Origin of the sequence: Acinetobacter sp. RF15B (assembly GCF_007558235.1) — a bacterium.
Taxonomy (GTDB): domain Bacteria; phylum Pseudomonadota; class Gammaproteobacteria; order Pseudomonadales; family Moraxellaceae; genus Acinetobacter; species Acinetobacter lwoffii_C.
The window spans coordinates 1-15,521 of record NZ_VLSR01000019.1 but is presented as its reverse complement, the minus strand read 5'-3'; the positions used below and the strand labels follow the sequence as shown (position 1 = coordinate 15,521).

Here is a 15,521-nt window from a genome sequence, read left to right as displayed (position 1 = left end):
AGCGGAATGATCAGGACTGCATAAAAATAACGAAAGCGCACTGGATCATCGTGATAATATAAGCGCCATGTTGTTTAGACTTTAAAGCTATATACATGTTCCAACAAGAAATTTCCCAACTTAATTTACCTAGGCTCAAAGCAGGCGAGAAACGCTGGTTAGGTAATCTGCAAGGCTCGTCTACTGCATTATTACTAAAAGAAATAATCAGGCAGCAGCAGTCGCGTCTGTTTGTGATCATCGCGCGCAATAATCAGCACTTGGGGCAACTGGAAAGTGAGCTGGAATTTTATGGGATTAAGCCCATCATTTTTCCGGATTGGGAGATTTTGCCTTACGACCGTTTGTCGCCGCACCAAGATATTGTCTCGGAACGTCTGGCCATTCTATCAAATATGCCACAAAGCGGCGTGTTGCTGTTGTCTGCCTCAACTTTGGCGCAGCGCGTTGCACCGACGTCCTGGATTCTGGGTGAGCATTTTGATATTCGTGTCGGTCAAAAACTTGATCTGGAACAACAGAAGAAAAAATTGATTCAAGCTGGCTATCATCTGGTTGATACGGTGTATGACCATGGAGAATTTGCGGTACGCGGCAGTATTATTGATATTTATGCCTCAGGTCAGGATGCACCGATTCGTATTGACCTGTTCGATGATGAAATTGAAACGCTGAAATTTTTTGATCCGGAAACCCAGCGTACGACCCAGATGCTGGAGCAGTTTACCGTATTACCCGCACAGGAGTTTCCACTCAAAGAAGGCCGTGCTACTTTCCGCGACCGTTATGCTGAATTTTTCCCTACTGCCAATCCAAAGAAGAATCCACTCTATCAGGATGTAATGGATGGCATTGCTTCCCCCGGGATTGAATTCTATTTGCCTTTATTTTTCAGTGCTGAGGCAATGCAAGCTGGTCAAAGCACCCTGATTTCGTACTTACCAAAGAATGGCATTGTCATTACAGACAAGGCTTTGGAACAAAGTCTGGAACAATTCTGGCAAGATGTCGTGCGCCGTTATGAAGATCGTCGCCACAATATGGATCAGCCGATTTTACCGCCTGACACTTTATTTAGTCCGACCAATCAGCTATTGGAACAGCTAAATCAGTTTAGTCGTATTATTGCCGCGCAAGAGCCATTTGAGGAAAAAGCTGGCGTAATTAATCTGGATACTCAGGTCCCGCCACGACTGCCTGTTGATCCGAAACGCGAAAAACCTTTTACTGAAGTCAAAAAATATATTGATGCTGCCAATCATCCGGTCTTGCTGGTGGCTGAAAGTGCGGGTCGCCGTGAAACTTTAAAAGATGCTTTGCGTCCAAGCCTCGGGGATATTCCCACTGTAGACAGTTTTAATGCCTTTGTTGAATCTCTGCATGCAATTGCCATTACCAGTGCACCTCTAGAGCGTGGCCTAGTACTGACCGATCATCTGAGTGTGATTTCTGAAAACCAGTTGTATGAGCATCGTGTGGTGCAACGCCGCCGCAAGCGCCAGCAGGAGGTGTCAGAAGAGTTCCTGATCCGTAGCCTGACCGAACTCAGTATTGGTGCACCAGTTGTACATATTGATTATGGCGTCGGGCGTTATGCTGGCCTGATTACCCTTAGTATCGATGATCAGGATCATGAATTTCTGCAGCTGGACTATGCCGAGGGCGCCAAAGTTTATGTGCCGGTGACGAATTTGCATCTGATCAGCCGTTATAGTGGCGGTGATCCTGATTTGGCACCTTTGCACAAGCTTGGAACCGATGCCTGGAATAAAGCCAAGCGTAAAGCTTTAGAGCAGATTCATGATGTTGCAGCCGAATTGCTGCATATTCAGGCACGCCGTTTTTCTAAGCCGGGCATCAGTTTTGAACTGGATCAAAGCCTGTATATGCAATTTGCCAGTGGCTTTGCCTATGAGGAAACGCCAGATCAGGCCAATGCCATTGAAGCAACTTTATATGATATGCAGCAGGCCAAACCAATGGATCGACTGGTCTGTGGTGATGTGGGTTTTGGTAAAACCGAAGTCGCCATGCGTGCCGCATTTATTGCTGTGCAAAATAACCGGCAGGTAGCGGTTTTGGTGCCGACTACCTTGCTCGCCCAGCAACATTATGAGTCCTTCAAGGACCGTTTTGCGGACTGGCCGGTACGTATTGAAGTCCTGTCCCGTTTTGGCTCGTCCAAGACCCATAATAAAACCCTAGAAGATCTGGCCGAGGGTAAAGTCGATATTGTCATCGGTACGCACAAGCTTTTGCAGGAAAATGTCCAGTTCCATAATCTTGGGCTGATGATTGTCGATGAAGAGCATCGTTTCGGCGTGCGTGATAAAGAACGGATTAAAGCCATGCGTGCCGATGTAGATATGCTGACTTTAACTGCAACGCCAATTCCACGCACCCTGAATATGGCTTTTAGTGGCATGCGCGATTTGTCGATTATTGCCACGCCACCAGCACGCCGTCTGGCAGTAAAAACCTTTGTACAGGAACATACCAACGACACAATTAAAGAGGCGATTCTGCGCGAACTGCTGCGCGGCGGTCAGGTTTATTTCCTGCATAATGAAGTTAATACCATTGAACGTGCCGCAGAAAATATCCGCAATCTGGTGCCGGAAGCACGGGTGGTGGTGGCCCATGGCCAGATGCGTGAACGTGAACTTGAGCAGGTCATGCAGCGTTTTTATCATAAAGAATATAATGTGCTGGTGTGTTCGACCATTATTGAAACCGGGATTGATGTGCCGAATGCCAATACCATCATTATTGAACGGGCAGACAAGCTAGGTCTGGCACAGTTACACCAGCTGCGAGGCCGTGTCGGTCGTTCCCATCATCAAGCTTATGCCTATCTGTTGGTGCCTTCGCTTAAAGGCTTAAAGGGAGATGCCGAAAAACGTCTGGAAGCGATTCAACGTGCAGCCACCTTGGGTGCCGGTTTTATGCTGGCCACAGAAGATCTGGAAATTCGCGGTGCTGGGGAACTCTTGGGTGAACAGCAAAGTGGTTCGATGCAGGCGATTGGTTATAGCCTGTATATGGAAATGCTGGAAAAAGCCACCAAAGCCATCCAAAAAGGCAAGACGCCGAATTTTGATGCACCCCTGACGCTCACTGCGGAAATCAACCTGCATATGCCAGCTTTGATTCCAGATGAGTATCTCGGTGATGTGCATCAGCGCTTATTGTTCTATAAACGCATCAGTAATACCGATACTCAGGAAAAGCTCGACAATATCCGTATGGAACTGATCGACCGTTTTGGTATTCCTCCACAACCCGTCAAACAGTTATTTGCTGTCCATCAGCTGCGTCTTAAAGCTGAACAGCTTGGCATTACCAAGATTGATGTCAGCGCTCATGGCGGACATATCGAGTTTGCGCCAGATACGCCGGTGCAAGCAATGAGTATTATCCAGATGATGCAGAAACATCCAACCTACTTTAGGATGGATGGAGGGCAGCGCCTGAAAATCATGGTCATGCTGGAAGATTATCTAAAACGGATCCAGTTCATCAGTGATTTGCTGGAGAGTTTATTAATACAGCTGCATTGAAATTTGCAGTCTCAGACAGGAGACAGATTCACACGCTGTTCCATCTGAATACGCGTGTGAATACTGCGCTGTTTTTTCAGGCAATTATTGAAAGAGATGATTGGTATTTTGTACTGAATAAATCATACAAAATTGCCCCGAATGTGACTGAGGATAATACTCAGTCCTAATTGGATATGATAGTATTGGTCATCATTCTAATTTTGCATCATTTATAAAGATATGTTTAGTTTGCATCCACAACTTGCTCAAGATACGTTTTTTGTAGGCGACTTTCCTTTGTCAACATGTCGTTTGATGAATGATATGCAATTTCCGTGGCTCATTCTGGTACCACGTGTACCGGGCGTTACCGAATTATATGAATTAAGCCAAGCTGACCAGGAACAGTTCCTGCGTGAGTCAAGCTGGTTATCTAGTCAGCTTTCCCGCGTATTTCGTGCTGATAAAATGAATGTGGCTGCGCTGGGTAATATGGTGCCGCAATTGCATTTTCATCATGTGGTTCGTTATCAGAACGATGTGGCATGGCCTAAACCGGTATGGGGTACACCGGCGGTGCCTTATAATAATGAAGTATTGGCACATATGCGCCAGACCCTGATGCTGGCGTTACGTGGTCAGGGCGATATGCCATTCGATTGGCGTATGGACTGATTCATGCAGGCTACTATAGTCCATTCATGGATATAGACCTAAGAGAGTGATTGAGTGCAATTAGACGACTGGATGCATCAAGAGCCAAGACGCTTTGAATATTTTCATCGCTTGATGGGATATATCATGTTGTCTTTGGTACTGGTCGTCTATCACCAAACTGTTCCAGATACCAGTTACCAGATTTTTATCCCTTTTCTGCTGGTTCTACTGCTACTGCTTAGTCCTAAGCTGTCGCAGTGGCTGACCTATCGCTATAACTCCAACATCAAGCGTAATGTGTTTTTTATTATTGATGTGGCTGTGGTGTCGGTGGTGCTCGCAGCAGTACATCTGGATCTGGTTCTTTCTTTCCTGGGCCTTTCCGCACTGTTATATACGGCAATCAGTAACAAAATCTCATTTTTAATGACGACACTGGCCAGTCTTATTGGAACGATAGTATTTTACCTGTCTGCTATTCTGGTTTTTGGGTTGGGTAATTATTTTGAACAGAGTAGTAGTGAGCTGACTATTCTGGGCTTTATCTGCCTAATGATGTATTTTGGGGTGGGAAGTTTTTATCAAAGTGGTCGTGTGCAATACATGACCAAAAAGAAAAATCACTATTTTGACCAGATGAACCGTTATATGGAGTTCGCCAACCAGCTGAGCCGCTATGCGCCAGTCCAGCTGTGGCAATCGATCATGAAAGGTGAATCTGAGGCAAAAATCGAATACAAGCGTAAAAAACTGACTATTTTCTTTTCGGATATTCAAGGCTTTACTGAACTTTCTGAAACCCTGATTCCGGATGACCTGGCTTTCCTGCTCAATGACTATTTAAGTCATATGACTGAAATTGCCAAAAAATATGAGGCAACTGTCGATAAATTCATGGGGGATGCCATTCTGATTTTCTTTGGTGATCCAAACTCGGAAGGAGTCGAGCAGGATGCCAAAAACTGTCTGGAAATGGCACTAGCTATGCGTCAACAAATGAAATTGCTGCGCGAACGCTGGGTTAAAATGGGTTATCCACCTTTGCATATCCGTATGGGGATTTCAACCGGTTATTGTCACGTAGGCAATTATGGGGCTAATCACCGCATGGCTTATACCATTGTAGGACGAGATGCCAATCTTGCGGCCCGATTGCAAAGTGCGGCAGAAGTAGATGAAATTCTGATTTCAGATGATACGCATAACTTGATCAAAAATGATTATCTGTGTGCACCGAAAAAACCGATTTTCCTGAAGGGGATCAAAGCACCCGTAAGAACCTGGCAAGTGATGGAAAGATATGCTTTTCAAAAGGTGGAGTATCAGCGCTGGTTTGATTATGAATATAAAGGCTTTCATTTACTGCTTAATCTGGATGAAGTGCAAAACTTTGATTATCCGAACCTGATTGAAGTTCTGGAGAGAATGATCAAGCGGATTGAAACCCAGCAGAAACTGACAAATTCACAGGGTATTGTGAAGTTAAAACTTGAAGATGAAGTAATTGAAACTGTGCCGCCTGAAACAATCAGATAGCAAGCTAAATATCATAAAGCTCAGATTGTTCCACTTTTTAAAATCATGTGATCAATCTTAGACTTCAAAGGAAGTGCAACAGAGATTAAATTATTGGAAGGAAGTAAGATGAACGGGCATTCTACTTCTGACTGATCACAGTCAAAGTTGTATCATGCATTATATTTATTTGCTCAAGAAAAATACTCGCCTTTAAGAGTCCGAGTCAGGTAGTATGACAGCCACATAGTGTTTTACTTCAGATGCTAATCTAAGAATGAAAAAACCACGCCGAAGCGTGGTTTTTTATTTGGATATTTTAATGGTTTTCAGAAGCGTGGTTAATCGTGTATTTTGGAATTTCAACTTCCAGATCTTCATCGACTATTTTAACCTGACAAGACAAGCGAGAATCAGGTTCAAGACCCCAGGCACGATCCAGCAGGTCAGCTTCCACATCATTCATTTCTTCAAGGCTGTCAAAGCCGCGACGTACGATCACATGACAGGTGGTACATGCACATGACATATCACAGGCATGTTCAATCTTGATTCCATTTTTTAACAGGCTTTCGCACAAATTTGCATCTTGTTCAACGTCAAACTCCGCACCTTCTGGACAAATTTGCGCATGAGGAAGAACTTTAATACGTGGCATAGTCTTTACCTTAAATTAGTTTGAGTTTGACCAGTCGTCGAGTTTGGTGCCTTTCAGGGCAGCATCAATATGTTGATTCATACGCAGTGCAGCAAAGGCATCACTATGTATTTTAAGCTGTTCAACCGCAGATTCAATGGTTCTGACATCATCGCCTTGCAGCTCTGCTTCAAGCCGAGTCTGCGCAGCAGTCAGCTCCGCAAGTTGCTGTTCAGACATTAAATGTGCATCTACTTTCAAGGCCTGAACCAGTGCTTCAAGTTCACGCTGTGCTTCTACCTTGGTTTCCTGCAAATGACGAAGATTTTTATCTTCCTCTGCAAACTGATAACCTTCTAAAAGCAGACGCTCGGTATCTTCGCTTGATAAACCATAAGAGGGTTTGATGTCAATTTGTGCGCTTACACCCGAAGTCATTTCCTTGGCAGAAACGGTTAACAGACCATCGGCATCGACCTGAAAGGTGACTTCAATACGTGCCTGACCCGCGGTCATCGGAGGAATACCATGCAGTACAAAGCGGCCTAAACTGCGGCAATGTTCTACCAGATCGCGCTCACCTTGCACCACGTGAATTAACATGGCCGTCTGGCCATCCTGATAGGTGGTAAACTCCTGACGGCGTGCAACCGGAATTGCAGTATTGCGTGAAATTAAACGCTCAACCAGTCCGCCCATGGTTTCAAGACCTAAGGACAAAGGTGTTACATCTAATAATAAAGAACCGTCTTTACTGTTGCCAATCAGCTGATTCGCTGTAATCGAGGCACCAATTGCAACCACTTCATCCGGGTTGATAGTACATAAGGGTTCTTGGTTAAAGACCTCACGCACTGCTTTCTGAACGGCATAGGAGCGGGTAGACCCCCCTACAAGAACAACGTTTTGAATATCATCCAGTTCTAGCTTGGCATCACGCAGTACACGTTTACAAACGCTAATGGTTTTGTCCAGCGCAACTTTGATAATGCCTTCAAAAGTAGGGCGGTCAAGCGTTAAGGCCTGATCCAGTAGCTTTAACTCAACAGAATCAGCATTTGATAGGGCTTCTTTGGCTTTACGAGCTGCAACCACGAAGTGAGCATGTTCTGCATCACTTAGCGTTTCAATATGAAGTTCTTTCTTTGCCCATTTGACAATTAGCCGATCCAGGTCATCACCACCAAGTGCTGTATGACCACCCGTGGCCAGAACTTCAAATACACCTTGAGCAAAACGCAAAATTGAAACGTCGAATGTACCGCCACCCAGATCATAAATGACATAGTTGCGGTCGGTACTGAGGTTGCTTTCCTGGTCCAGACCATAGGCAACCGCTGCAGCAGTTGGCTCGTTTAACAAGCGTAAAACATTCAAACCGGCAAGCTGGGCAGCATCACGTGTTGCCTGGCGTTGTGCTTCATCAAAATAGGCAGGAACGGTAATGACTGCACCATTGATAGGATTTTGCAGGCTCGATTCAGCACGGTTTAATAGTTGCTTTAAAATTTCAGCTGAAATTTCGACTGGCGTTTTACGGCCTTGTGCAGTTTCAAAGGCGGGCATTTCATTGGCTTCGCCGACCAAGGTATACGGATGCTGAAATTTAATATCTACTTTTGAGCGACCCATAAAACGTTTTATGGAGACAATCGTATTTTGAGGATCAGTGGTAATAAAAGGTACAGCGTCATTGCCGTACTGAGTGCTTTGCTCTGAATAATGAACGATAGAAGGAAGTAATACACGACCTTGTTCATCATTAAGTACTTTGGCTTTACCTGAAAGAACCGTGGCAACCAAAGAGTGGGTGGTGCCTAAATCGATACCAATCGCAATGCGGTGTTCATGTGGTGCATTTGATTGACCTGGTTCTGCGATCTGCAAGAGAGCCATCGTATTACATCCTTTGCACGTTAAAATTAAAGAGGAAAATCAAAAATCATCAAGGTCAAAGCTGTCATCATCCAGAAGGTGGTCTTCTGCCTTGTCGATGTCGGCCATGACTTTAACAAAGAAGCGTAATTTGCGCACTGTATCACGAGCTTCAGCCCAGTCTTCATCTGTGTAGTCAATCTTGAATTCACGGACCAGACCGTCAATCCATTGCTGGACTTCAACTTTTAGAGAAGCCAGCTCTTCTGCAGATATTGCATCATCGAGTTGTTCACGAATATCCAGTGCATCCTGCAAGAATTCAAAATCACTGATCGACTGATCGAGATGATAATCTTGTTTCTTTAACGAGAGCAGATAGGCGGCACGGCTATCAACAGCAGACAGGATTTTGAAGGCCTGATTGATTTCACTTGATTTAATCAATGCTTGATCTTTGTCTTCAGCTTTATCCGGGTGATATTGTTGCTGTAACTTTAAAAACGCTGTTTTTAAAGAAGCCAAATCAATATCGAGTGCTACGGGAAGATTGAACAGCTCAAAATGATTCATGGGAGGTGAAATCCGCAATTAATGGGCAAAAAAATAATGTATAAATACAATTAAAACAGTGTGAACTACACTGTTTTAATTGTATAAGGGAGAGCGGCTATGATTAGACTGTGAAAGACTCACCACACCCACATTCACCTTTTTTGTTCGGGTTGTTAAACTCAAAACCTTCATTAAGGCCATTCTTGACATAGTCCATTTCCAGACCATCAAGATAAACCAGACTTTTCGGGTCAATGAATACTTTAACGCCAAACTGTTCAAAGACCTGATCATGTGTATCGATTTCATCGACGAATTCGAGTACATAAGCCAAGCCAGAACAGCCTGAAGTTTTCACACCAACGCGAATGCCTTCACCCTTACCGCGATTTTTGAGGTAATTGCTGATATGAGTTGCAGCATTTTCAGTTAAATTGATCATGAAAACTCCATAAATCTTTCTTTAAAAACGAAGGATCAAGCCTTAGACTGTTTATTGCGATAATCTTCGACAGCTGCCTTAATCGCATCTTCAGCCAGTACAGAGCAGTGAACTTTAACCGGTGGAAGGGCCAGTTCAGTGGCGATATCAATGTTTTTGATCGCTTGTGCTTGGTCTAGAGTTTTACCTTTCAACCACTCAGTCACCAAAGAGCTGGAAGCAATTGCAGAACCACAACCATACGTTTTAAAACGTGCTTCCTCAATGACGCCTTCATTGTTTACTTGAATCTGTAAACGCATTACGTCGCCACACGCGGGTGCACCGACCATACCTGTACCAACGTTTTCAGCATTTTTATCTAAAATACCAACATTACGAGGGTTTTCGTAATGATCAATTACTTTTTCGCTATAAGCCATGTTGCTTCTCCAAAACTCGGGGTCAGCCTTAATATTAAATATGGGGATTAAAAATTTTTTATCAATGAGATAGCAATACTTAGATGGCTATCTCAAGCTCAAAAATTAGTGTTCAGCCCATTCAACAGTAGAAAGGTCGATACCTTCTTTGTACATATCCCAAAGCGGAGAAAGTTCACGTAATTTCTCAACAGCAGCTTTAGTGATAGTTAAAACATGATCGATATCTTCTTCAGTGGTGTATTTACCAAAGCTGAAGCGGATCGAACTATGTGCAAGCTCGTCAGATAGACCTAATGCACGTAATACATAAGACGGTTCTAGCGTCGCAGAAGTACATGCTGAACCTGAAGATACTGCTGCATCTTTCAGAGCCATCATTAAAGATTCACCTTCAACGAAGTTAAAGCTTACGTTTAGATAGTTGGCGACGTTTTGAGTCGGATGGCCGTTCAGGAATACCTGCTCAAGGTCTTGCAGGCCATTCCAAAGCTTGTCACGTAATATACGTAAACGTGCTTGCTCAGATTCCAGGTTTTTACCTGCCAGTTCAAACGCTTCACCCATACCAACGATCTGGTGAGTTGCAAGCGTACCAGAACGCATACCTCGTTCATGACCACCACCGTGCATTTCCGCTTTTAAGCGTACACGTGGGCTACGACGTACAAACAGGGCGCCTATACCTTTAGGACCATAGATTTTGTGAGCCGAGAAACTCATTAAATCTACTTTTAAGGTAGATAGGTCAATTTCAACCTTGCCCGCAGCCTGAGCTGCATCCACGTGGAAGAATACTTTGTTAGCGCGAGTGATTTCACCAATTGCGGCAACATCAGTCACAGTACCAATCTCGTTATTTACCATCATCAGGGAAACAAGAATAGTATCTGGGCGAAGAGCTTCCTGAACCATTTCCGGTGTGATTAAACCTGTTTTTGGTTGTGGCTCAAGATAGGTGATTTCGAAACCTTCAGATTCTAGCTCACGACATGTATCTAAAATAGCTTTATGCTCAATTTTAGAAGTAATGATGTGCTTGCCTTTCGATGCATAGAAATGTGCAACACCTTTAAGTGCAAGGTTATCCGATTCGGTTGCGCCTGAAGTCCAAACGATTTCACGCGGGTCTGCTTTAATTAAATTCGCCACCTGTTCACGTGCGTATTCAACTTTTTCTTCCGCTTGCCAGCCATAAGCATGTGAACGGGATGCCGCATTACCGAAGGTGCCTTCGAAAGTTAAGCATTCCATCATACGTTCTGCAACTTGAGGATCTACCGGAGTTGTTGCTGCATAGTCAAGATAAATCGGACGTTTCATGTCAAATACCTGTAACCGATAAAAGGTCTGAATCAAAATTTGGTGAGTTTTGGCGTAGTGACACGGTTTGTACGTTGTCACGTGCGACCAGATCAGCCAGTGAGATTTTCGCGAGATAATCGGCTATGTGATGGGAGAGTTCTTGCCATAAATCATGAGTCAGGCACATCGCTCCATTCTGGCAGTTGCCTTTATGGTCACAGCGAGTAGCATCAACTGTTTCATTTACAGCCTCAATAATTGCTAATACAGTGATTTCATCTGCATTACGCGCTAAATGGTAACCACCATTCGCTCCGCGAACACTTGAAACTAAGCCATGGCGCTTAAGTTTTGCAAATAACTGCTCAAGATAAGCAACAGAAATGGTTTGACGTGCTGCAATTTCAGCGAGCGTAATCGTTTTTTCAGATGGCTGCAAAGCTAGATCAAGTAAAGCAGTCACTGCGTAGCGACCGCGAGTGGTTAGGCGCATGATTCGATACACATAGTTAGACTAGATGTATCGATTTTATGAATCCCGACTAAATTAGTCAAGTTATTTTTATGCTGGATATGTGTATTTAATTTACTGAAAAAAGAAACAATTACATATTCAGCCAATTATATACTAATAACGCAATTAAAACTAAGGTAATCGATGCAAAAACAAGATTAATATGCTTCTGGCGGCGCTCTATACGTTTAATACGATTGCGGTACTGTTTTACTTCGACCTGAAGCGTATTAATCTTGGAGCGCTGCTCTTCAATTTTTTTTAAAAGTGGTGCAATCCGTTTTTTCGAGCTAATAATGTCTGCTTCATTGGAAGGCGGTTCAGATAACCAGTGTTTCCAGTCTGAGAGCACTTTGGGCAAACTAAATAAAGTTATTAAATCACGAAATTCGTCTTTTAATATTTGGTCGCCATCAATGCGCATTCTGTGAATGCTTTTACGATTACCAAAAATAAAAATTTTAATCAGGTCAAGGAGAGTGGTGCGTACATCCAGATCGATCACACGGCCTGAGGCTTTATAATCGAACAGCAAACCATTGGCAGTGAATTGTACATAAAAATCAAAATAGGGAACATAACTATTGATTTTAATCGTGATCTTTTCCTCTACAAACTTTTTTGCCTGCAATGCAACAACGCGGTCATGTTGGAGGATAAACGTAAATATTGTCTCTAAAACGATCAAAGTCATCTTGAGCAACAAATGCGGTTGAGTTTGACTTTGTTGCGATTCGCTCATAAATACGACCAATCCTTACCTGAAAAATAAAATGAAAAAGCTTCCTGCTCGTGGAAAGGTTTTAGGGTTAAATCAAATTAGAGTTGAAATAAATTGCTTTGTAGAACAGTTTAGCAAATCTATCAAGCCCTAAATTTGCTATTATGCAGTGATTTTGTAGATAATTTTATAATATTTACACAGAAAATAAGCAGGAGTCGTGTTCATGGATAAAATAAAAACGACACAAGATACAGTTACAGAGCTGAGCGATAAAACAGCGAAGAATAAGTCCAGATCGTCAGTAGAGCGCAGGTCGATGCTGGATTTTCGCAAATATACCAAGCAAATCTGGCTGGCAGGATTAGGTGCATTTTCACGGGCAGAAGAAGAAGGCAATAAGCTGTTTGATTCCTTGGTCAAGGTTGGAGAGGAGCTGGAATCCAAAACTGCTGACATTGCTGATCAGACTGTTGAAAGGGTATCAGAGAAGGCTAAAGAGTCGGTAACCGAGACTAAAGATAAAGTCGATAAATTGATCGACAACTCTGTTCATCATTCATTGAATCGGATAGGATTGGTGACATTGAAGGATGTACAGCATCTGGAACGTCTAATCCTTCAATTGCATGCCAAAGTTGATCAACTGACAGCAGAGCAGGAAAAATTACAGAAGGAAATAACGAAAAAAACCTCAATGAAATGACTTTCTTTATTATTCATTGTTTTTTTCGCATGTTTTTTGAAAAAAAAGAGGCTCATAAGTATTGCGTTTATACCTAAAGCATTGCTATAAAGGCGTTATGGCAATTTAAACAAATTCTTGAACCTTATATAAACGATATTAAGAGGACGTAATTTTCATGAATAAATCGGAATTAATTGATGCAATTGCAGAAAAAGGGGGATTATCTAAGGCTGACGCAGGTAAAGCTTTAGATGCTACAATTGCTTCTGTTACTGAGGCTTTAAAAGCTGGTGATACTGTAACTCTAGTGGGTTTTGGTACTTTCGGTGTAAAAGAGCGTGCTGCACGTACTGGTCGTAACCCGCAAACTGGTGCGACTCTTGAAATTAAAGCAAGCAAAGTGCCTAGCTTTAAAGCAGGTAAAGGCTTGAAAGACGCTGTAGCTTAAGTCTACCTAGCGATAAAACGCGCCTTCTCGGCGCGTTTTTTATTGATAGATGTAATTTCATGATTAACACGTTCATTCAATGGGTATTTTCGGTTAAAATCCCTTGCAAATAAAATATTGGAATACTTATGGAAGCTTTTCGTAAAGTTATTAAGGGTTGGTTGGGCAAAGTCTTGCTCGTTCTATTCTTGACCCCTTTAGCACTTGTAGGTATTGAAGGATATTTTAGCGGCGGGAGTTCTGATGCTGTAAGCTCAGTCAATGGGACTGACATCTCTCAAAAAGAATTAGAGTCACTAACAAAATCATTCAAACAACAATATTTAAGCTATACCAATGGCGATGAAACCCTGTTAAATCAAAGTTTCATCGAGCAGAAAGCCAAAGATACTTTAATAGCACGTACTCTGCTTTTGCAGCAGGCTGAAAAACTGGGTATTAGTCTGAGCAAAGAGCAAATTGAACAGATGATTGCCCAGCAGCAAACTTTTCAGCAAAATGGTCAGTTCTCACAGGCTTTATATGAAAACTACCTGAAATCGATTGGAATGACCAACAATGCTTTGATCGAAAGCCTGCGTACAGATCATGCATTGAAAATGCTGTCCTCAACTTTTGTGGATTATCCGCTGGTTAGTCGTGTTGATGTTCAGCAGATTGCTGATTTGCAAACGGAACAGCGCCAGATTCACATTGCCAGTATCAGTCTGGAAAGTTATAAAAAAGATGTCAAAGTTACTGAGCCTGAAGTTGCTGCTTATTATGAAAAGCATAAAGCTATTTTTACACAGCCAACTACGGTAGATGTCGACTATGTGGTGCTGAAGCCTGAGAATATGGCGGCTGAAAGTCTGGCAGTTACAGACGTTGAGTTAAAGCAGGCATATGATGCATTTGTCGCAGCACAAAAGCAGAATATTAAACCTGAGGTGAAACATATCTTGATCACCACGGATAATCGTAGCGATGCGGACGCTAAAAAGCTTGCTGCTGAGGTTGCTGCCAAAATCAAGGCAGGAACCAGTTTTGCACAAGCAGCGGCACAATATTCTGAAGATACAGAGTCTAAGTCGAAGGGTGGTGAAATTGCTGTTTATGAAGCAGGTGTATTTGGGGCGACATTTGATCAGGCTGTAGCTTCTTTGAAATCTGGACAAGTGTCTGCTCCAGTAAAAACAGAGAACGGGTATCATCTGATTTCTGTCACTCTTCCAGAGATTGCGGTACCATCTTTTGAGTCTCAGAAAGCACGTTTGTCTGAAGAGGTTCTGGCAACTAAAAAATCCAACGCGTTCTCGGATACTGTGAATAGCTTAAACGATATGATTGTTAGCTCGGATTCTTTAGAAGTGGTGGCGCAGGAAGTAAAAGGAGTGCAGGTTCAAAGTGCCAAAGGTGTGACGCTGGCGACACGTGATCCACTTCTGAGCGATGCTGCTGTTAAAGTGAAGCTGTTTAATGATGATGTCAAAAATGGCGATCGCAATGCTTCTTCCAGTATCCAGTTAAACAATGGCGATGTGGTCTGGATTAAGGTGCGTGATTATCATGCAGCAGGCGAGCAAACGTTGGCAGAAGCTAAACCTCATGTAACTGCAAAATTGATTGAAAAAAAAGCACTGAATGCGGCAAAAGCAAAAATTCAGAAGACTTTGGATGAGTTTAGAACCAAGCCAGCAGCGGCTGTGACAAAAGGCAATCTGGTCTTTGAAGATGTAGGTATCTATACCCGTGCTGAAGGTTTGCTAAAACGTGATGTTCAGCGTGCAGCCTTCAGTGTAACACCACCAAAGGCCGGACATTGGTCGGTTACTACGGCACATATGCCAAATGAACTGGTAGTGGTTGCAGTTTCTGAAGTGAAGAAAAATCCAATTGATGTGTTAAGTGCCGAACAGCGTAATGAGCTGGTAGAACTGTATCGTCAATTACGTGGTCAGCAGGAATTTGATGACTATACACGTTACTTAAAGTCTCATGCGAAAATTAAATAAAAATTTTCCTCTAAAAAACCAGCCTAAGGGCTGGTTTTTTATTGTCCTAGATTTAGGGCGTCTGCTAATTAGAAAAATCGTAAGCGTCCGCTGAACCCCATGCCTATTTTTTAATTTGAGTTGGATTTCCAGCGATGTGGCAGTAATTCTTCTATTTGGGTCGCTTTATGTGTCGGCAGCCTTTTCAGCACATCACTGAGATAGGC

At 43.0% G+C, this 15,521-nt stretch carries 15 protein-coding genes; 6 read left to right on the top strand and 9 right to left on the bottom strand.

What is annotated here, in order from left to right; all coding sequences use genetic code 11:
- The first annotated feature begins 95 nt into the window (after positions 1–95).
- From mfd to E2K74_RS12015, 3 genes are all read left to right on the top strand, one after another.
- On the top strand, positions 96–3,560 hold the full coding sequence (mfd, locus tag E2K74_RS12025) for a transcription-repair coupling factor (protein WP_151207859.1): 3,465 nt from the start codon (positions 96–98) through the stop codon (positions 3,558–3,560).
- 222 nt (positions 3,561–3,782) lie between these two features.
- On the top strand, positions 3,783–4,217 hold the full coding sequence (locus E2K74_RS12020; protein WP_151203947.1) for an HIT domain-containing protein: 435 nt from the start codon (positions 3,783–3,785) through the stop codon (positions 4,215–4,217).
- A 54-nt stretch (positions 4,218–4,271) separates the two neighbouring features.
- Positions 4,272–5,735: an adenylate/guanylate cyclase domain-containing protein gene (locus E2K74_RS12015; RefSeq protein ID WP_151207857.1), complete on the top strand. Its 1,464-nt coding sequence runs from the start codon at positions 4,272–4,274 to the stop codon at positions 5,733–5,735.
- Between the two features lie 298 nt (positions 5,736–6,033).
- Here the strand turns inward: E2K74_RS12015 and fdx are convergent, their stop codons facing one another.
- From fdx to E2K74_RS11975, 8 genes are all read right to left on the bottom strand, one after another.
- On the bottom strand, positions 6,034–6,372 hold the full coding sequence (gene fdx / locus E2K74_RS12010) for an ISC system 2Fe-2S type ferredoxin (protein ID WP_151203949.1): 339 nt from the start codon (positions 6,370–6,372) through the stop codon (positions 6,034–6,036).
- Positions 6,373–6,387: 15 nt separating this feature from the next.
- A complete protein-coding gene (gene hscA, locus E2K74_RS12005) occupies positions 6,388–8,247 on the bottom strand; it encodes a Fe-S protein assembly chaperone HscA (protein ID WP_151203950.1) in 1,860 nt (619 codons plus the stop codon).
- Positions 8,248–8,286: 39 nt separating this feature from the next.
- Positions 8,287–8,799, bottom strand: a complete 513-nt coding sequence (hscB, locus tag E2K74_RS12000) for a Fe-S protein assembly co-chaperone HscB (protein WP_151207854.1) — start codon at positions 8,797–8,799, stop codon at positions 8,287–8,289.
- 103 nt (positions 8,800–8,902) lie between these two features.
- Positions 8,903–9,223, bottom strand: coding sequence for an iron-sulfur cluster assembly protein IscA (iscA, locus tag E2K74_RS11995; RefSeq protein ID WP_151207853.1), 321 nt, complete (start codon positions 9,221–9,223; stop codon positions 8,903–8,905).
- 35 nt (positions 9,224–9,258) lie between these two features.
- Positions 9,259–9,645, bottom strand: a complete 387-nt coding sequence (gene iscU, locus E2K74_RS11990) for a Fe-S cluster assembly scaffold IscU (RefSeq protein ID WP_151203953.1) — start codon at positions 9,643–9,645, stop codon at positions 9,259–9,261.
- 105 nt (positions 9,646–9,750) lie between these two features.
- Positions 9,751–10,968: an IscS subfamily cysteine desulfurase gene (locus tag E2K74_RS11985; protein WP_151207851.1), complete on the bottom strand. Its 1,218-nt coding sequence runs from the start codon at positions 10,966–10,968 to the stop codon at positions 9,751–9,753.
- Position 10,969: 1 nt separating this feature from the next.
- Positions 10,970–11,443, bottom strand: a complete 474-nt coding sequence (locus tag E2K74_RS11980) for an Rrf2 family transcriptional regulator (protein WP_151203955.1) — start codon at positions 11,441–11,443, stop codon at positions 10,970–10,972.
- A 112-nt stretch (positions 11,444–11,555) separates the two neighbouring features.
- Complete coding sequence (locus E2K74_RS11975) at positions 11,556–12,206, bottom strand: hypothetical protein (RefSeq protein ID WP_151207849.1); 651 nt, start codon at positions 12,204–12,206, stop codon at positions 11,556–11,558.
- A gap of 205 nt (positions 12,207–12,411) precedes the next feature.
- Here E2K74_RS11975 and E2K74_RS11970 point away from each other — a divergent pair, with 205 nt between their 5' ends.
- The 3 genes from E2K74_RS11970 to E2K74_RS11960 all read left to right on the top strand — a co-directional run bounded on the left by E2K74_RS11970 (position 12,412) and on the right by E2K74_RS11960 (position 15,315).
- Positions 12,412–12,891, top strand: a complete 480-nt coding sequence (locus E2K74_RS11970) for a phasin family protein (protein WP_151207847.1) — start codon at positions 12,412–12,414, stop codon at positions 12,889–12,891.
- A gap of 157 nt (positions 12,892–13,048) precedes the next feature.
- Positions 13,049–13,321 carry an HU family DNA-binding protein gene (locus tag E2K74_RS11965; protein WP_004786051.1) on the top strand — a complete coding sequence of 91 codons (273 nt, stop codon included), beginning with the start codon at positions 13,049–13,051 and terminating at the stop codon, positions 13,319–13,321.
- Between the two features lie 128 nt (positions 13,322–13,449).
- Positions 13,450–15,315, top strand: coding sequence for a SurA N-terminal domain-containing protein (locus E2K74_RS11960; protein WP_151207845.1), 1,866 nt, complete (start codon positions 13,450–13,452; stop codon positions 15,313–15,315).
- Between the two features lie 110 nt (positions 15,316–15,425).
- Here E2K74_RS11960 and E2K74_RS11955 read toward each other — a convergent pair.
- The coding region (locus tag E2K74_RS11955) for a transposase domain-containing protein (RefSeq protein WP_143242124.1) at positions 15,426–15,521 on the bottom strand (96 nt) is incomplete at its 5' end.

Excerpts from the sequence above, each read along its gene's own strand:
- mfd (WP_151207859.1), top strand. The coding sequence starts at position 96 with ATGTTCCAACAAGAAATTTCCCAACTTAATTTACCTAGGCTCAAAGCA.
- E2K74_RS12020 (WP_151203947.1), top strand. The coding sequence starts at position 3,783 with ATGTTTAGTTTGCATCCACAACTTGCTCAAGATACGTTTTTTGTAGGC.
- fdx (WP_151203949.1), bottom strand. The coding sequence starts at position 6,372 with ATGCCACGTATTAAAGTTCTTCCTCATGCGCAAATTTGTCCAGAAGGT.
- hscA (WP_151203950.1), bottom strand. The coding sequence starts at position 8,247 with ATGGCTCTCTTGCAGATCGCAGAACCAGGTCAATCAAATGCACCACAT.
- hscB (WP_151207854.1), bottom strand. The coding sequence starts at position 8,799 with ATGAATCATTTTGAGCTGTTCAATCTTCCCGTAGCACTCGATATTGAT.
- iscA (WP_151207853.1), bottom strand. The coding sequence starts at position 9,223 with ATGATCAATTTAACTGAAAATGCTGCAACTCATATCAGCAATTACCTC.
- iscU (WP_151203953.1), bottom strand. The coding sequence starts at position 9,645 with ATGGCTTATAGCGAAAAAGTAATTGATCATTACGAAAACCCTCGTAAT.
- E2K74_RS11985 (WP_151207851.1), bottom strand. The coding sequence starts at position 10,968 with ATGAAACGTCCGATTTATCTTGACTATGCAGCAACAACTCCGGTAGAT.
- E2K74_RS11980 (WP_151203955.1), bottom strand. The coding sequence starts at position 11,443 with ATGCGCCTAACCACTCGCGGTCGCTACGCAGTGACTGCTTTACTTGAT.
- E2K74_RS11975 (WP_151207849.1), bottom strand. The coding sequence starts at position 12,206 with ATGAGCGAATCGCAACAAAGTCAAACTCAACCGCATTTGTTGCTCAAG.
- E2K74_RS11970 (WP_151207847.1), top strand. The coding sequence starts at position 12,412 with ATGGATAAAATAAAAACGACACAAGATACAGTTACAGAGCTGAGCGAT.
- E2K74_RS11965 (WP_004786051.1), top strand. The coding sequence starts at position 13,049 with ATGAATAAATCGGAATTAATTGATGCAATTGCAGAAAAAGGGGGATTA.
- E2K74_RS11960 (WP_151207845.1), top strand. The coding sequence starts at position 13,450 with ATGGAAGCTTTTCGTAAAGTTATTAAGGGTTGGTTGGGCAAAGTCTTG.